This window comes from Ruegeria sp. YTSA219 (genome assembly GCF_059609985.1).
On the sequence record NZ_JBXWMT010000025.1, the window covers coordinates 1 to 16,035 of the forward strand.

A 16,035-nucleotide genomic window follows, 5' to 3' on the forward strand; every position below is an offset into this window, starting at 1 on the left:
CTTCGGTCGCTTGTTTGCCATTCTAGGTCCTCCGTTTCCTAAACATAACGGGGGACCAGTTCAGTTGGGGAGGCTCAAGAAAAGCTGGTGTTGCTCAGTTTCCTGTTTGCAGTCGTACCAAGTTCTTTCACTGAACAGTTACGTGACAACTGATTTTTTCAGTACCAAAAATGTCATCATCCCCAGAGGTGGAAGGGTTCTTTGCTCCTCTACGGCAAGCGCATCCTCTTGCAGTACTGTTTCAATATCGAAATCAGAATGCCAGCCAATCGTATTTGCGACCGGAGCAATCGCGCGTTCCAAGGATGCGAGCAACCCCCGCTTTCGTTGGAAATGGTTGGTAATTACTACTTTTCCACCCGGTTTACAGACCCGTGCTATTTCCGCCATTACCCTTTCCGGTTCCGGTACGACGGATAGCACGTGCATTGCCGCAACCGTATCGAAATAGTTGTCTGGAAAATCAAGCGTGCGCGCATCCATTTGCCTCAGCTCGGCAACATGGTTCAGCGATAGATCTTTTGCTTTGTCGCGCGCCTTTTGCAGCATGTCCTCACTGAAATCGATTCCGGTCACTTGCGTTTCGGGCCCGTAATGTTCCAGCGAAAGTCCGGTGCCGACGCCAACCTCCAGAACTTTGCCTGGACGTCTATTGATAAAATCAACCGCCTGCTGCCGCCCGACATTGGTAACTGCCCCAAACGTCTTGTCGTAGATGGGGGCCCAGCGAGCATAGGAAGTTTGAACGGCTTTGATGTCCATATCGAGTCCTTAACGGTTAGAAGGTATTCCCCTGTCGAGCCACGCCCAGGCGACCGTACCCACATATCCGAAACAAAGCACAATCAACGTAGCCCAGGCGAAAGTCAGCAATGCGGCCCCCGCAACAGCGACACCGATGAGAAAAAACTTTGCGTTCTCGCGCGAGATTCGCGTCGTCTTGAATGACCAGGTCGGTATTTGGCTGATAAGCAGAAGACCTATGATCACCATATAAAGGCAAATCAATATACTGGGCAGCAAAGGGGCATCGGCGAAGGCGAAGGACAGATACATTGGCAACATGACAAGCAGCGCCCCTGCAGGGGCGGGGACTCCCTCGAAATAGGCCCCATCTTGATCGCAGGTTTCGGATTTGCCGCCCACATTGAACCGGGCAAGTCGCATGACGCAGCACACCGCAAAAAACAGAACCGCAATCCAAGCCGCACTGCGTATATCCTGCAAGGCCCAGAAATAAAGAACGAGCGGTGGGGCGACCCCGAAGTTCAAGAAATCTGCAAGTGAGTCCAGTTCGGCCCCCAGTTTGCTGTCACTGCTGAGAAGGCGCGCAATACGGCCATCCAGCCCATCCAGCACACAGGCGGCAATTATCAACTGGACAGCGAGCACGTAATTGCCCTGAACGCCAAATCTGATTGCCGACAGGCCCGCGCATATGGCCGTTATGGTCAACGCATTGGGCAACAAGTGGATCAGCGCAAACTCGGTCTCTTCCTGTTTGGATGGTTTTGCCACTGATCCAGTTACCTACTTTTCTTCAAGGGTGGGCAAACTGGCAAGGACGGTTTCGCCCGCAATCATCGTTTGCCCTACACGCACTTGTAGGACCACGCCATCAGGAAGATAAACATCCAGCCGAGACCCGAAGCGGATCAATCCAAATCGTTCGCCAGTTTGCATCGCTGCGCCTGGCTTCACGAAGCAGACGATCCGTCTGGCCACGAGGCCGGCAATCTGGACAACAGCCAGATCCTGACCGTTTTTCATACGAATGCGCAGGCTGTTGCGCTCATTATCAGCACTGGCCTTGTCCAGGGATGCGTTGAAAAACTTGCCGGGGCGATATGCAACAGCGGTAATCTCACCTTCAATTGGCGTGCGGTTCACATGACAGTTGAAGACACTCATGAACACACTGACACGGGTGAGAGGCGTGTCAGGCATCCCAAGCTCGTTCGGCGGCACCGCCGCTTCGATCAGCGAAACCACCCCGTCCGCTGGGCTGACGATCAACCCTTCTCCTGTGGGTGGCACGCGTTCCGGGTCGCGAAAGAAATAGTAGCACCAGATCGTGAGGCCGACACCAAACCAGCCCAGAATGTTAGACAGGAGAAACAGACCGACCGTAACGGCGGCAAAGATCGCGACAAACCGAATACCTTCCGGGTGCATCGGTTTGATGAACGTATCGCGCATGCGCATCGCAATCTTTCCCCTAGGTCAACTGATTGAACTTCATAAGTGGATTGGTAGGGAAGGCAAGTGGGACTATTGCGGTGGGCAAAGATTGATGGCGGGGTGTTACAATTTTATGGGTTCTATTGACAGCTTTTTTGATGCCCAGGTATCGGCGGTTGGACTAGGCGCCAGATTTCCGTTGTGGCATTCCACGACCGTGTTGCATGGATCAGGTTTGAGACGAATTTGCCCCATACCCCATCACGTTAGAAGACGCGTTCGTACTCCGCACGATTGAGAGATGTCATGCGGTTGAGCGCTTTTGATGCAATTTTCGCTTCAGCTATTTGCCGGTCGAGATCACACGCTTGCAGGCGATCGCCGATAACTTGTTTCCATCTGCCGATCTAGGCTTCAACCCGTGATCGCTGGTTGTCTCCCGTCTCACTTTACCAGTCCATTCTGCCATGTTCAGCGATGGTATCGATGTGTTGATTGCGCCGTGCATTCTCGCCGCGAACCGCGTTTTTAGGTGGGGGTATAATGATCTCAATCCTGGATCCGAACTTGTCCAACAGACAGTCTGCAACACATTGGCCGTCATATGCTCCATCCGCCAGAAAGCGGTTCACATCAACATCCATGTCAGCTAGCAAATCTGGCAGTGCCGTTTCATTGCCCACGTGTTCGGTGGTCAATTCCGTTGCAGCGATATCACCGGTTTCCGGGTCAAGCCTGATGTGGAGCTTGCGCCATGTTTTGCGCGCCTTCCTGATGCCGTGTTTTTCTCCATGCCAGCCCTTGTCGCCACGCACTTTCAGGTCTGTGCTGTCCACAATGAGGGTGATTGGCTTATTTGCGTCTCGCCGGTTTTGGACAATCTTCATCCGCTTACCGCGTCGCGACAAGGTCGAGAAGTCCGGTACTACGAGGTCAATGCCCATCAGCCTGGCAATCGACCGCATGAAACTCTGAGTTTGTCTGAGCGGAAGTCGAAACACGACCCGCAGAGTGAGACTGATCTCGATTGCCAGATCTGAATAAAGCGATTGACCGCCGCGTGTCTTGCGGCGTGACGAAGCCCAGTTCTTCACAACATCATCAGAAACCCAGATCGTCACATCACCTCGACGCCGGAGACTTTCGTCGTATTCCGAGCAGTTCGTAACACGATACGTAGCCTTGGGAAACTTGATGCGACGGGCATTATTGAATTTGTAGGGATGTATCGCCGCTCGCGTCAGAGTGAGCGGCGGCGATATCGCGGCTCGGCGATCCATGCAACAACATCATTTTGCGGGACTTTATTGTTATTCATTAGGACGACACAAATGACCGCTTCGAAGGAAGCTGGCATCAAATCCAGACGCTGCTAAACTTATCATCGTAACAACCTTGTTATCGCAACGACCAAAATACATCTTGCCCAAGATACCTACCTACTAGTAGATAGATGTCAGTTCACAAGGAGTGACGACATGAAAATCTATGATACTGAGGGATTCCCAAACCCCGCACGTGTGCGCATTGCGCTTGCTGAAAAAGGCGCAACAGACCAGGTCCAATTCGTTCCGGTTGACGTGTTGGGTGGCGAACATCGCACCGAGGCCTTTAAAGCCAAAAACCCCGATGCCGTTGTTCCATGCCTTGAGTTGGCGGACGGTACACATATTTCGCAGTGCAATGCGATTACAGAATATATCGACAACCATTTCGAAGGCCCGTCGCTGACCGGAGAGACACCAAAACAACGTGCGCAAATTTCGATGATGAACCTGCGTGCAGAAAATGGTCTGCTGAATGCTGTGGGAACCTACTTTCACCATGCCACACCAGGTCTTGGGCCAGACCTTGAGACCTATCAATGTGCTGAATGGGGCAACAAGCAAAAGCAAGTTGCTGGTCAGACAATGGCTTACTTGGATGAAGTTCTGGCTGACAATGAATATCTGGCTGGTTCTGAGTTTTCGGTTGCTGATATCACAGCGTTTGCCGGTCTTGCCTTTGCGGACTTTGCCAAGGTCGACATTCCAGAGACACTCTCCAATCTGACGGCATGGCGTGCAAAGGTCTCGGCACGGCCCAGCATCGCAGGTTAAGGACGCGATACCACTCAAGCCGAAAGGAAAAACATGGAACTGAACGCAGACTTTAAAACACGCGTGGTTGTTCATTCTGAACAGCTTGAGTGGAACGCTTCGCCTATGCCCGGTGTGGATCGGCGTATGTTGGACCGCATCGGCGGCGAAGTTGCCCGTGCCACGACGATTGTGCGCTATGCGCCGGGCAGCAAATTTTCGGAACACACCCATACAGGTGGCGAAGAATTCATCGTGCTTGATGGTGTATTTCAGGACGAACATGGCGACTTCCCCGAAGGGACATATGTGCGCAATCCTCCCACCACTGCACATACGCCGGGGTCAGAGCCGGGCTGCACGATCTTTGTAAAGCTGTGGCAGTTCGACATGGCCGACCGCAATCAGTTTCGCAAAACCATGGCCGAAGAACTGACCGATCCTGTGGATGGTGTCGCAACGGCTGAACTACACCGTGATGCGCGTGAAACAGTTACCTACAGCCACCTTGATGCAGGCGCGACACTGGAAAATACCGATGTGGGTGGGATCGAAATGCTGGTGATTGCCGGTTCCGTCACCGAAGGCAGCGATACGCTTGAAAAAGGAGCATGGCTGCGACTGCCGGAAGGCGATCAACTGTCTGCAACGGCTGGCCCTGATGGGGCAAAGCTGTGGATCAAGACGGGTCATTTGCCCCACGCCAAACCGCCTGCCGTCTGATGAGTGTCGAAAAACCTTTGGTCCTTGTGGCCGGCGCGGGGGCTGGCCTTGGTCAGTCCCTGTTGTCCCGTTTCACAAAAGATGGCTTTGCTGCCGTTGGCTTGGGACGTACGCAACCTGAAACGGTGATTGGCCAGTTCTTTGAAATGGACCTGACGGACGAGAGTGCCGTTCCCAGCATCCTGGCACAGGTTATCGCAGAACATGGCCCGCCCAAGGTTGTGATCCACAACACGAGCGAACTGATCATCGCGCCTTTCGCAGAAACCCGGCTTGCTGATTATCAACGCACGTGGGGATCGATGGTGCAGTCTGCCATTTTGCTTGCCCAATCGACACTGCAACCGATGGTCCGCGCTGGCGGTGGTACGTTCATTGTATCTGGCGCCACAGCGTCCTTGCGGGGTGGTACAAGATTCTCGGCCTTTGCCAGCGCAAAATTCGCCTTGCGCGGCCTGACGCAATCGCTTGCACGGGAGTATCAACCAGCAGGTGTTCATGTCTGCCACGCGATTCTGGACGGTATCATTGATACAGCGCGATCTCGGGACCTGCACAACCTTGATCCGGGCAAGATGATGAAGCCCGAGGACATCGCAGAGGCCTACTGTAGCCTCGCCCGCCAACCCAAATCCACATGGACGCACGAGCTAGATCTGCGCCCGGCATCCGAAGGGTTCTAGCGCATGCAAACGCTGATTGTCGGCGGCGGGTTGTCAGGACTTGTCTTAGCCGAACGTCTTGAGGCGCAAGGGCGCGACTATATGCTGATTGAGGCCCGCCCGCGGTTTGGCGGGCGAATCATGACGCAGCATCTGGAGGCAGGCTACTTTGACATGGGGCCTGCCTGGTTCTGGCCGGGCCAGCCACGTATTGCAGCTCTGATTGATCGGTTTGGTCTGACAAAGTTCGACCAATTCGCCGAGGGCGCTCAGACCTTTGAGGATGAACATGGCAACGTGCAACGCGGGCAGGGTTTTTCATCAATGGAAGGGTCATGGCGGCTAAAGGGAGGGTTGGCTGCTCTGACAGACGCATTGGCCAACTGCCTGCCGGATCATCGCAAACAGCTAAACGCGCCGGTTGTTAAACTTGACATGTCCGGCGATCAATTCATTGCAACAACGGCAAAGGGCGAACAGATCCACGCGGATCAAGCTGTCCTCGCTATGCCCCCACGTGTTGCGGCCGAAATCGCATTTTCGCCCGCATTGTCTGCCGAAGCCGCCCAAACCATGAAAGGCATCGCGACATGGATGGCAGGTCAGGCCAAGGCTGTTGCGGTGTACGACAAACCATTCTGGCGCAAACAAGGACTGTCCGGTGATGCAATGAGCCGGAAAGGACCGATGGTCGAAATCCATGATGCATCCCCCCCTGAGGGCGGACCATACGCGCTATTTGGCTTCATCGGTGTACCGCCCCAAGGTCGCGCGGACGAACAACTGCTGCGTCAGCACCTGCACGCTCAATTAACACGGTTGTTCGGGCCTGAAGCCGCCGAGCCCCAAAAGCTCTACTTGAAAGACTGGGCCATTGATCCTTACACTGCAACTGAGGCGGATAAGGTACCTCTATATGCCCATCCGACATACGGTCTACCGAAGGCGATGAGCAATCTGTGGAACGGAAAGCTGCATTTCGCAGGAACAGAGGTCGCCCCGGTTTTCGGCGGCTATATCGAAGGTGCTTTGGAAGCGGCAGAGAATGTCCTACACAGCCTAAACGCCCAAAATCTTGGATAACACATGGCGACCGACACCAAGACAACTCTGCTCAATTCGGCTGAACGGGCCGCGCGCAGGCGTGGCTTTGATGGGTTCAGCTATGCCGACCTGGCCGCCGACGTCGGAATCACAAAGGCCAGCATTCACCATCATTTCGCCAGCAAGGCAGCTTTGGCCGTCGCGCTGATGCAGCGGTATTATTCAGATTTGGAAACCGCCTGTGGCGAGATTGATCAAGACCATGCAACAGGGGCGACGCGCTTGGCCGCTTTGATCAAGCGGTATCGTGGCGCACTTGAAGGTGGTCAAAGCTTGTGCCTGTGCGTGTCTTTTTCGACCAGTACAGAAAATCTATCAGCAGACACGATTGCCGAGATGAACCGTTTTCGCACAATGATGACCGAATGGCTTGCGAGGGTATTTTCACTGGGTCAGGGCGATGGAACGATCCTACATGTTGCCGATCCGGCAGCAGAAGCCGCCGCAACACTGCCTTTGCTCGAGGGCGCACAACTGGCAGCCCGAGTGGCACAGGACCCGCAAAGGTTTGAAGCGGCAGTCCAGATTTTGTCCAAGCGATTGGTTCAATAAACCAATGCGCAACCCTTCGTCCTGACACTGGCTTTTGTCCGTTAGGACTTGAGCACGTTCAAAAACAGACATTGCTGCGCTCTGCAGCATTGGTCGTTTTGGGCTCTGAACGGACCTCAGATGCGATACGGCATCGGTTGTCCGCCTGCCCTACACAGATTGTGGACGGCCCGTTGCTACCATTGCCCGAGGATTAGCGATGCTGCAGTGAGGCCCGTCGGAGGAGATGAGGTGGATGGCTCCTGCTCCACCGGCATGGCAATGCGCAACAATGCAGTTGTTATCGACTGCTAGGTCATGTTGACAAATGGCGGATCCAGAGGCGGATTGAAGTGATATCCACGAAGCCGAGAAAGCTTTCGGCTGCCTTATCTTAGCGGGTAGCCACTCGCCGAGCATTCATAAGTTTGTTGAAACATCTCTCGACCAGGTTTCTTAGCCGGTAGAGAGGCCAATCCAACCCAACGCGCCTCTTTCGGGACTTTCGCATTGGGATCACCGGTCGAATGCTTCGGCTGTGCAGTTCGGTGCGAATACGGTCGGCATCGTAACCTTTGTCGGCCAGCAGCACGACTGGCTCCGGCAGGTTGTCGTGCATGACCCGATCAAATCCAAGATAGTCCGATGTCTGGCCGGGTGTGATGTCCGTTCTCATCGGCAGCCCAGCGGCATTTACCCGGAGGTGGGTCTTGGTCGTGAAGCCGCCTTTTGAGCGGCCAAAACCCTGTTGCGGAGTCCCCCTTTTGCGCCCGCTGCCTGATGATGGGCACGAACCACTGTACTGTCGACCATTTGAAGAGCGTCAGGAACGATCTTGCTCTCGGTCAAGGCTTCCGGAATCTGTTCCCAGAGCCCCGCGAGAGTCGAGCGCCGGAACTGTCGGTAGACACTCGACCCCTTCCCAAACTCCTCAGGCAAGTCTCGCCGCGGGGCACCTGTACACGCAATCCAGAAAACACCATCAAGAACAAGGCGATGATTGGTAGGTTTGCGCCCATTCGGGGCACGGACCGAAAGGATGAACCGTTCAAAGAACGCCCACTCCTCGTCCGGCATTAGATTTCGTGCCAAGCTGGCCTCCATCGCAGATACCGGCTTGAATAACGATCAGAGGTCGTTGTGAATCCCTTTTGTCAACACGACCTAATATGTATGAATTTAGACTAGGGCGATGAGGCGAAACGCCATCCGATATCTAGCTACCTATTCATCAAAGTATGCGTTATGCGTTGTGTAGATTGCCTGAATGGTTGGCGTCAAACGGTCAAGATGCGTACGAAGAACTTGATCCGCCGCCCACGCATCCCCGCTGAACAGGGCCTTTAAAAGAGATTGATGATCCAGATACAACTCATCCATTGCTTCTTTGCTGGTTAATGCCAGCATGCAAAGGCGGTCAACCTGCGCTTTGTTTTCGGCGATGATTTCAAACGCAAACGCCTGTTTGGCCGAGGCGCAAAGCAGTTTGTGAAACTGGTAGTCCAGATCATGGAACAAATTGACATCTTCTGCTGAGATTGCATCCGCCTGTTCACGAAGGTTAGCTTTTAATGCCGCGTCTACCGACTTGTCGCGATCTGACACGGCAGTGCGGATGACCTCCAATTCGACTGCGGCACGCACAAAGCGGGCATTCGCGATGAGCTGGCGTGAGAACGGTCGAACAACTGTCGCGCGTTGTGGCCGCACCAAAAGGAGATTGAGGTTGGAAAGTCGCGTGAAAGCCTCGCGCACAGGCTGGCGTGAAAACCCGAATGATTTCGCAACATCCGTTTCGGATATCTTTGTCCCTGGAAGCAGCTCCAGGCGGGTGATTTGTCCAAACAGTTCGTCAAAGACGACATCGCTACTCGTCGTACGTTCAAGGGTTCCCAAAGCTGCCATTTTTTGTTTTCCAACCTCTGTTTGGCGACATTGTGGCAGATCAGAGAGAGAATTAATAGAGCAAATTAGGATACTAGGTTACATTATATTCATTGTTCTAAAAGGAAAATATCACATATCTAAATAGTATCTAGAAAATTTATGTTGACTAGTATCCCAGTTATCGTGTTGGGTGTGCCCATCAACGAGGGCGGAACAAGTGTGCTAGCTGGGAGGAAATCAGATCATCCAAATTGGGGTGAAGGCTGATCTGGCGTGACCACTTGTAAGGTTTCGAACACGATCGCCGGTCAAAGACGACTGGAAGAAAACAAGACCTGAACCTGATCTGGGAGGATAGAATGTTCAATTTTTCACTAAAGACGTTGGCTGTGACGGCTGTTTTGTTGGGCGGGGTTTCGACCGCGCAAGCTGATGTCACACTGCGCGGGGCAAGCATGTTTGATGAAGAACATGCATTCACTAAGACCTTGCGCGAGTTTGAACGACTGGTCGCAGAGAAATATGATGGCGAGGTCGAATTTGATCTGCGCCTGAATGGTGAGCTTGGGGTTGAATCCGATTACGTCACCTACCTCAACCAAGGTGTCGCCGTAGATTATACGATCCTTGCCCCGTCCAACATGGCGGTGTTTTCAGAGTCCATTCCTTTGATGGATATGCCTTTCCTGTTCCGTGATCTTGAACACTGGGATGCGGTCCTTTCGTCGGATGCGCTGAAACCCCTTGAGGACGATCTGCGCGAAGCTGCAGGTATCGTGATTGTTGGGTATCATGGCGGCGGTGTGCGGAACCTGGCCTCAGCCGAGCCCATCACAAACATGGATGAACTTGCCGGACACCGCATGCGCGTCATGGGGGCCCCAATTCAGGCCCAGACATTCTCAGCTGTTGGAGCGGCACCTTCCGCCATCGCTTACAACGAAGTCTACAACGCAATCCAGACAGGCGTTATCGCCGGATTTGAGAATGAAGCGGCCTCGATCCAGAACCTGAAGTTCTACGAAGTTGCGCCGCATGTCTCATTGACCCAGCACACGATCACCGTGCGCCCAATTGTGATGTCAGCAAAAATCTTCGATGAACTGCCTGAGAACTTGCAAGCCGCCATCATGGATGCCGGCGCTGAGGCCGGTGCATTTGGTCGCGCACTAGAGAGCGGTCAGGATGGTGAAAAACTTCAAGCAATGATCGACGCAGGTCAGATCGAAGTGCATGAGTTCGAGGGTCGCGAGAAAATGCTGGAACTGGTTCAGCCAGTGCAGGACGCCTATGCCGAAGAGCTGGGGGCGACAGAACTGCTCAACAACGTTCGCGGAATGTAATCTCCCGGCTGACGGGCGGGTGAGTCTTCAAGCTCGCCTGTCGGCACAATTTCCGATGCGCTTGGCGCGTCACATTGCGATGTAGGGTGGAACATGCTTGGAAAATATCTGGATAGGTTCTGCACTGGGCTTCGTATATTGCTTGGCGTGATGATGGGGGCATTGGCGATACCGGTCGCGATGCAAGTTGTCTCTCGCTACACCGGTTTGATCCCAACTTACCTTTGGACCGAAGAACTGGCGACGTTCCTGTTCGTCTGGATTGTGATGATCGGGTCTATTGTCGCTGTTTGGGACGGCACCCATTTTGACGTTCGAATTACCCGCAACGCAATGAGACCGCTGCCACGTTTGTTCCAAGACGGCATCGTTCACGTTGCCATCATGATTTTTGGGGCGTTCTTCCTGTTTTACGGCATCGAATACACCGAATTTGGGGGCAACCAACGATCTGTAATGATGCGTGCAAACCTCGCGATCACGCACGTATCGGTCCCGATTGCCGGAGGGTTTTGGTTTCTCCTGTCAGGCTACCGGTTGTCCGAAACCATCGCGAAATATCTAAACCGAGAGAGCAGCCAGACATGATCCTCGATACTGCAACTGCCGCCACGATGCTTATTGCTGGCTTTCTGGTGCTGATTTTCATCCGCATCCCAGTGGCATTCGCATTGGGTTTGGCGACCCTCCCGGTTGTGTTGCTTGAGCTGCGGCTGACCCCGTTCATCGTGCTGGATCGGATGTTCCAATCCTATAACTCCTTCATCTTATTGGCCGTTCCATTCTTTCTACTGGCGGCCAACCTGATGAATTCCGGCAAAGTAACCGACCGGCTGATCGAACTGGCCCGTGTGCTAACCGGCTGGATGCCCGGCGGATTGGGTCATGTAAATGTCGCTGTGTCGATGCTGTTCGCTGGTATCTCCGGATCTTCCACAGCAGATGCGGCGGGTATCGGAAAAATCCTGATCCCAGCCATGCAGAAAGAGGGGTACGACACGCGGTTTGCCGTTGCTATCACGGCCTGCTCTTCGGTGATGGGGGTCATCATCCCGCCGTCGATTTTGATGATCGTTTGGGGCGGTGTCATGCAGGTCTCTGTCGGCGCATTGTTTTTGGGCGGCGCGATTCCAGGCCTGATGATTGGCCTCGCCTTGATGGCTACGGTCTATGGTTTCGCAAAAGCCCGCATTTACCCGGTGACGGCGACGCCGAACTGGGGTGAGTTCTGGGCCGCTTGGAAAGGCGCCGCACTGGCCCTTTTGACACCGGTCTTTGTGATTGGCGGTATTGTAGGTGGTCTTGTCACACCAACTGAAAGTGCAATCATAGCGGCGGGTTATGCGCTGATCTTGGGCATGTTTGTCTATCGGACGGTCACTGTCAGAGATTTGGGTACGATCCTCTATGACACCGCACGATTTGCAGCCATCTCTCTGTTTGCGATCGGCACCGCCTCGGCATTCGGATGGCTACTGTCGTTCTACGATGCGCCGCGCCTGATTGTCAGTGTTCTGACTGCTTGGGAGTTCGGGGCATTTGGAACGGCTATCTTGATTGCCCTTCTGTTTCTTCTCTTTGGCCTGTTCATCGATGCAATCCCGACAATCATCATTCTTGGCACGGTTCTGATGCCCGTGGCGCAGGCGGGTGGGGTTGATCCGATCGCCTTCGCTATCATCGGCATTGTCTCGCTTGCCTTCGGGCTGGTGACACCGCCATACGGCTTGTGTTTGCTCATCTCTGCAGCGATCGGTGGCCTGAATGTTGTGCAAGTCCTGCGTGAGGTCGTGCTTATCCTTGCCCCAATGCTGGTCATCCTCATTCTGTTGGCGGCATTCCCCGAAATCATTCTGTGGCTCCCAAAGGCAGTTATGCCGGGGGCGTTCCGATAATGGCGTCTCAACTTGCGCTGTGAGCGCTCTGAGAGGGCAGCCAACTGAAATCCGTGACACAAGCGAAGCTGGCGCTTTGTAATAGGAAGGACCGACATGAAACTTGCAGGTAAAACCGCCATTGTAACCGGAGGAGGCCGTGATATTGGCCGCGCGGTTGCGATCAAACTCGCCTCTGAAGGCGCAAATGTTGCGATCAACTATTTTTCCAGCTCAAACGGCGCGGATGAAGCTGTTGCCGCAATCGAAGCCAACGGCGGTAAGGCGATTGCCGTGCAGGGCGACCTGAACAAGAAGGCGGATGTTGACGCGCTTGTGTATCGCACGGTCGAAACCTTTGGCGGCGTCGATATTCTGGTCAATAATGCAGGCGGTCTGATCGCCCGCAAAACCATTGCGGAAATGTCTGTTGAACATTGGGACGCCGTGATGAGCCTGAATCTGACCAGCACATTCCTGATGACGCAGGCTTGCCTGTCCAGGATGACGTCTGGAACTATCGTCAATCTCGCCAGTCAGGCCGGGCGCGATGGTGGTGGACCGGGTGCCGTCGCCTATGCCACAGCCAAGGGCGCGGTCATGACCATGACACGCGGTTTGGCAAAAGAGGTCGGCCCCGACATTCGTGTGAATGCACTTTGTCCTGGCATGATCGATACCGATTTTCACAATGTTCATACACCTGATGCTGGTCGACGCGGCTTTGAAGCCAACGCACCGCTAAAGCGTCAGGGTCATGTCGATGACGCTGCAAATCTCGTTTTATTTCTGGCCTGCGAGGACAGTGCCTTCATCACGGGCGCAAACATTGATCTCAACGGTGGCATGCTGTTTTCCTAACAAGCAAGGAGAGAACCTGTGCCCAATTTCCCGATCGTCTCTACAGGTGAACATGTCACGCGGCAGGTGCTATCTGATCATCCTGACCTCATGGTTGTTGCCTTCCGGTTTTACGCGACCGGGGCGATTGGTGCCCTACACAGCCATCCGCATGTGCAGGCGACCTATGTCGAAAGCGGTCGATTTCGGTTTACGTTGGGTGAGCACGAACAAGAGTTTGGCCCCGGTGAAAGTTTTGTCATCCCGCCCGGCCAAACCCATGGCTGCACATGCCTGGAACCTGGGACATTGGTCGACAGTTTCACGCCCCGCCGCGATGATTTTCTGTAACTGATATGCGTGTACTGGCAATCGGCGAATGCATGGCAGAACTTGCCCCATCTGAACGGGTTGGTGAATTCAAGCTTGGTTTTGCGGGCGATACCTTCAATACAGCATGGTATCTTGCACAAATCGCCGCAGATATCGACGTCAACTATCTGACGGCTGTCGGAGATGATGCGATTTCGCAGGATCTGCGGGCGTTCATGAAAGACAGCAGGATATCCGACACGCACGTCCAAGTCATTGCGGGCAAAACGATTGGGCTATATCTCATCCATCTCAGCAATGGTGAGCGCAGTTTTTCATACTGGCGCAGCGACTCTGCCGCCAGGCAACTTGCGGTCGACGAGATTGCACTCGGGCGGGCAGTTAAGGGCGCAGACTTAATCTACTTTTCTGGAATAACCCTCGCTATTCTCGATCCACAATCACGCGAAATTCTGTTAATTGCGTTGCGTCGTGCACGTGCATCCGGAACGACTGTTGCCTTTGATACAAATCTAAGACCACAGCTTTGGTCTACGCCGCAGGAAATGACAGACACAGTTATGAAAGCTGCTGCGCAATCCGATATCGTTCTGCCATCTTATGATGACGAAGCCGTATGGTTCGGGGACGGCGATTCAATTGCGACGTTGGATCGGTATGCAAAGGCTGGTGTCGATCAGATTGTCGTCAAGAACAGCGCGCAGCCTGTGGTTTTTCAAAAAGCAGGTCAACGTGGAGAGGTAGGCGTTGATCCAGCGAGGGGCATTGTCGATACCACTGCGGCAGGGGACAGTTTCAATGCAGGTGTCTTGGTAAGCGTTGTTAGGCAGGATGATTTGGCAACAGGCATACGCAAGGGGTGTCGTCTGGCAGGCCATGTCGTCCGTCACAAAGGCGCACTCGTCCCGGTTAACTTAGATCTTGGTAAGGATGAGACGGGTTAGTGATACGTCTTGATCAAGGAGTAGCAAGATCATGAAACAGACTTGGCGCTGGTTTGGCCCTTCTGATGCGATCTCCATTGGCGAAATCAGGCAAACCGGTGCAACCGGCATCGTCTCAGCCTTGCACCATGTTCCAACAGGAGAGGTTTGGTCAGTCGAGCACATCAAAGAGCGGCAGCAACAGATTGAGCAGCCCGGAGGCGTTCCATCTGGATTGACCTGGGACGTTGTTGAAAGCGTTCCGGTGTCCGAAGCGATCAAATCGCAAACCGGCCCGGTAAGGCAACACCTTGAAATGTACAAGGAAAGCCTACGTAATTTGGCCGAATGTGGCATTCACACAGTCTGCTACAACTTCATGCCAGTGCTGGATTGGACGCGTACAGACCTGAGCCATCCGCTGCCACATGGTGGGCACGCAATGCGGTTTGATCTCTTGGATTTTGTCATGTTCGATTGTTTCATCCTATGCAGGCAACGCGCGGAGCAAGATTATTCAGCGGTGATCATAGAAGCCGCACGGGCCCGGTTTGCAGATCTGGGTGATGGAGATCGCCTGAAACTGTCGAACAATATCGTCGCTGGTTTGCCGGGGGCGAACGACAATTGGTCTCTTGAGGACGTGAAACGAAACCTCGACGCATATGTTGGCGTGACGCCCGAAACCCTCCGCTCCAACCTGGTTGATTTCCTTTCCGAGGTTGTTCCAACGGCCGAAGACCTCGGCGTCCGGCTCTGTTGCCATCCAGATGACCCACCTTTTCCACTGCTTGGGCTTCCACGGGTCATGTCGTCGCAAAGTGATTACGCGACCGTGTTGGATGCCGTTGACAGCCCGGCAAACGGAGCAACGCTATGCACCGGGTCATTGGGTGTTGCCGAAGACTTCGACCCAGTATCCTTCATTGCTCAGCTCGGCCATCGGATCCACTTTGTACATCTTCGCAATACCGTGCGGGACGGTTCAAGCGACCGCAATCGCCATAGTTTTTCCGAGTCCGAACATTTGGCCGGAGACACAGATATGGTTGCAACAATTCGCGCCTTGATGGTCGAAGAAACGCGGCGCCGCAATCAGGGGCGATCAGATTATGAGATTCCCATGCGCCCGGACCATGGCCACGCTTTGCTGAACGATCTCGCTCGTCCTTCCCAGCCCGGCTACCCGCTCATAGGCAGAATGCGCGGCCTCGCCGAACTGCGCGGTGTTATGCACGGTTGCACTTTGATTTCACCTGGGTCCGATGCCAATATTCGCGGCATTTAAGCGAGCGTCTGCTCCTCCGGACAGATCAGACCTTTTGCTGGGCTTGATGATACCAGTATGTGATCAGAAGACGACAGTAACCTGTCGGCAGAAGTCCGCTGTGTGCGCGCTTTGGGTCTTGAGCGGTTGAAAATGCTGCGCTTTGCATGAAGGTCCGGTTCGAGGAAACCGGTTGGTCGAACTGTTGGCGCCTAGGGTCAGGACTCATAGCCAATAGATGACGAGAGCTGCGATGGCGATTGCTGAGAGGAAGACCTTCGGGCACCTG

General features: G+C 54.0%; 17 protein-coding genes and 1 pseudogene. 12 read left to right on the plus strand and 6 right to left on the minus strand.

Translation table 11 applies throughout. The annotated features are described in order from the left end of the window. Nucleotides 1–138: 138 nt before the first annotated feature. From AC2FFB_RS19690 to AC2FFB_RS19705, 4 genes are all read right to left on the minus strand, one after another. Complete coding sequence (locus tag AC2FFB_RS19690) at nt 139–762, minus strand: class I SAM-dependent methyltransferase (RefSeq protein WP_282027914.1); 624 nt, start codon at nt 760–762, stop codon at nt 139–141. A 9-nt stretch (nt 763–771) separates the two neighbouring features. After that, nucleotides 772–1,518, minus strand: a complete 747-nt coding sequence (pssA, locus tag AC2FFB_RS19695) for a CDP-diacylglycerol--serine O-phosphatidyltransferase (RefSeq protein WP_282027913.1) — start codon at nt 1,516–1,518, stop codon at nt 772–774. 12 nt (nt 1,519–1,530) lie between these two features. Next, nucleotides 1,531–2,205: a phosphatidylserine decarboxylase gene (locus AC2FFB_RS19700; protein WP_496690613.1), complete on the minus strand. Its 675-nt coding sequence runs from the start codon at nt 2,203–2,205 to the stop codon at nt 1,531–1,533. A gap of 425 nt (nt 2,206–2,630) precedes the next feature. Further along, on the minus strand, nt 2,631–3,461 hold the full coding sequence (locus AC2FFB_RS19705) for an IS5 family transposase (protein WP_496690612.1): 831 nt from the start codon (nt 3,459–3,461) through the stop codon (nt 2,631–2,633). Nucleotides 3,462–3,659: 198 nt separating this feature from the next. Here AC2FFB_RS19705 and AC2FFB_RS19710 point away from each other — a divergent pair, with 198 nt between their 5' ends. The 5 genes from AC2FFB_RS19710 to AC2FFB_RS19730 are packed head-to-tail and all read left to right on the plus strand — an operon-like array spanning nt 3,660 to nt 7,300. After that, complete coding sequence (locus tag AC2FFB_RS19710; protein WP_271952718.1) at nt 3,660–4,280, plus strand: glutathione S-transferase family protein; 621 nt, start codon at nt 3,660–3,662, stop codon at nt 4,278–4,280. A 33-nt stretch (nt 4,281–4,313) separates the two neighbouring features. Next, complete coding sequence (locus AC2FFB_RS19715) at nt 4,314–4,982, plus strand: cupin domain-containing protein (RefSeq protein ID WP_271952720.1); 669 nt, start codon at nt 4,314–4,316, stop codon at nt 4,980–4,982. Continuing rightward, complete coding sequence (locus AC2FFB_RS19720) at nt 4,982–5,665, plus strand: SDR family NAD(P)-dependent oxidoreductase (RefSeq protein WP_271952722.1); 684 nt, start codon at nt 4,982–4,984, stop codon at nt 5,663–5,665. Before AC2FFB_RS19715 ends, AC2FFB_RS19720 begins: the two co-directional genes overlap by 1 nt. A 3-nt stretch (nt 5,666–5,668) precedes the next feature. After that, complete coding sequence (locus AC2FFB_RS19725) at nt 5,669–6,727, plus strand: flavin monoamine oxidase family protein (protein WP_496875341.1); 1,059 nt, start codon at nt 5,669–5,671, stop codon at nt 6,725–6,727. Between the two features lie 3 nt (nt 6,728–6,730). Beyond that, complete coding sequence (locus AC2FFB_RS19730) at nt 6,731–7,300, plus strand: TetR/AcrR family transcriptional regulator (protein ID WP_142640372.1); 570 nt, start codon at nt 6,731–6,733, stop codon at nt 7,298–7,300. A gap of 295 nt (nt 7,301–7,595) precedes the next feature. On the opposite strand, the pseudogene AC2FFB_RS19735 reads toward AC2FFB_RS19730, so the two are convergent. After that, nucleotides 7,596–8,383 (minus strand): annotated as a pseudogene (locus AC2FFB_RS19735) (IS5 family transposase). 120 nt (nt 8,384–8,503) lie between these two features. Further along, nucleotides 8,504–9,184, minus strand: a complete 681-nt coding sequence (locus AC2FFB_RS19740; RefSeq protein ID WP_496714459.1) for a GntR family transcriptional regulator — start codon at nt 9,182–9,184, stop codon at nt 8,504–8,506. A gap of 341 nt (nt 9,185–9,525) precedes the next feature. Here AC2FFB_RS19740 and AC2FFB_RS19745 point away from each other — a divergent pair, with 341 nt between their 5' ends. The 7 genes from AC2FFB_RS19745 to uxuA all read left to right on the plus strand — a co-directional run bounded on the left by AC2FFB_RS19745 (nt 9,526) and on the right by uxuA (nt 15,767). After that, the gene (locus AC2FFB_RS19745; protein WP_282027912.1) at nt 9,526–10,509 is read left to right on the plus strand and encodes a TRAP transporter substrate-binding protein; all 984 of its coding nucleotides are present in this window, start codon (nt 9,526–9,528) and stop codon (nt 10,507–10,509) included. A gap of 93 nt (nt 10,510–10,602) precedes the next feature. Further along, the gene (locus AC2FFB_RS19750; protein ID WP_282027911.1) at nt 10,603–11,097 is read left to right on the plus strand and encodes a TRAP transporter small permease; all 495 of its coding nucleotides are present in this window, start codon (nt 10,603–10,605) and stop codon (nt 11,095–11,097) included. Further along, nucleotides 11,094–12,404, plus strand: a complete 1,311-nt coding sequence (locus AC2FFB_RS19755) for a TRAP transporter large permease (RefSeq protein WP_496875342.1) — start codon at nt 11,094–11,096, stop codon at nt 12,402–12,404. Before AC2FFB_RS19750 ends, AC2FFB_RS19755 begins: the two co-directional genes overlap by 4 nt. A 96-nt stretch (nt 12,405–12,500) precedes the next feature. Then, nucleotides 12,501–13,244 (plus strand): SDR family NAD(P)-dependent oxidoreductase, encoded by a 744-nt coding sequence (locus tag AC2FFB_RS19760; protein ID WP_271952733.1) that lies wholly within the window; start codon nt 12,501–12,503, stop codon nt 13,242–13,244. 18 nt (nt 13,245–13,262) lie between these two features. Continuing rightward, nucleotides 13,263–13,574 carry a cupin domain-containing protein gene (locus tag AC2FFB_RS19765; RefSeq protein WP_281973965.1) on the plus strand — a complete coding sequence of 104 codons (312 nt, stop codon included), beginning with the start codon at nt 13,263–13,265 and terminating at the stop codon, nt 13,572–13,574. 5 nt (nt 13,575–13,579) lie between these two features. Next, the gene (locus tag AC2FFB_RS19770) at nt 13,580–14,500 is read left to right on the plus strand and encodes a sugar kinase (RefSeq protein WP_281973966.1); all 921 of its coding nucleotides are present in this window, start codon (nt 13,580–13,582) and stop codon (nt 14,498–14,500) included. A gap of 31 nt (nt 14,501–14,531) precedes the next feature. Then, nucleotides 14,532–15,767, plus strand: coding sequence for a mannonate dehydratase (uxuA, locus tag AC2FFB_RS19775; RefSeq protein ID WP_496690607.1), 1,236 nt, complete (start codon nt 14,532–14,534; stop codon nt 15,765–15,767). Nucleotides 15,768–16,035 lie beyond the last annotated feature (268 nt).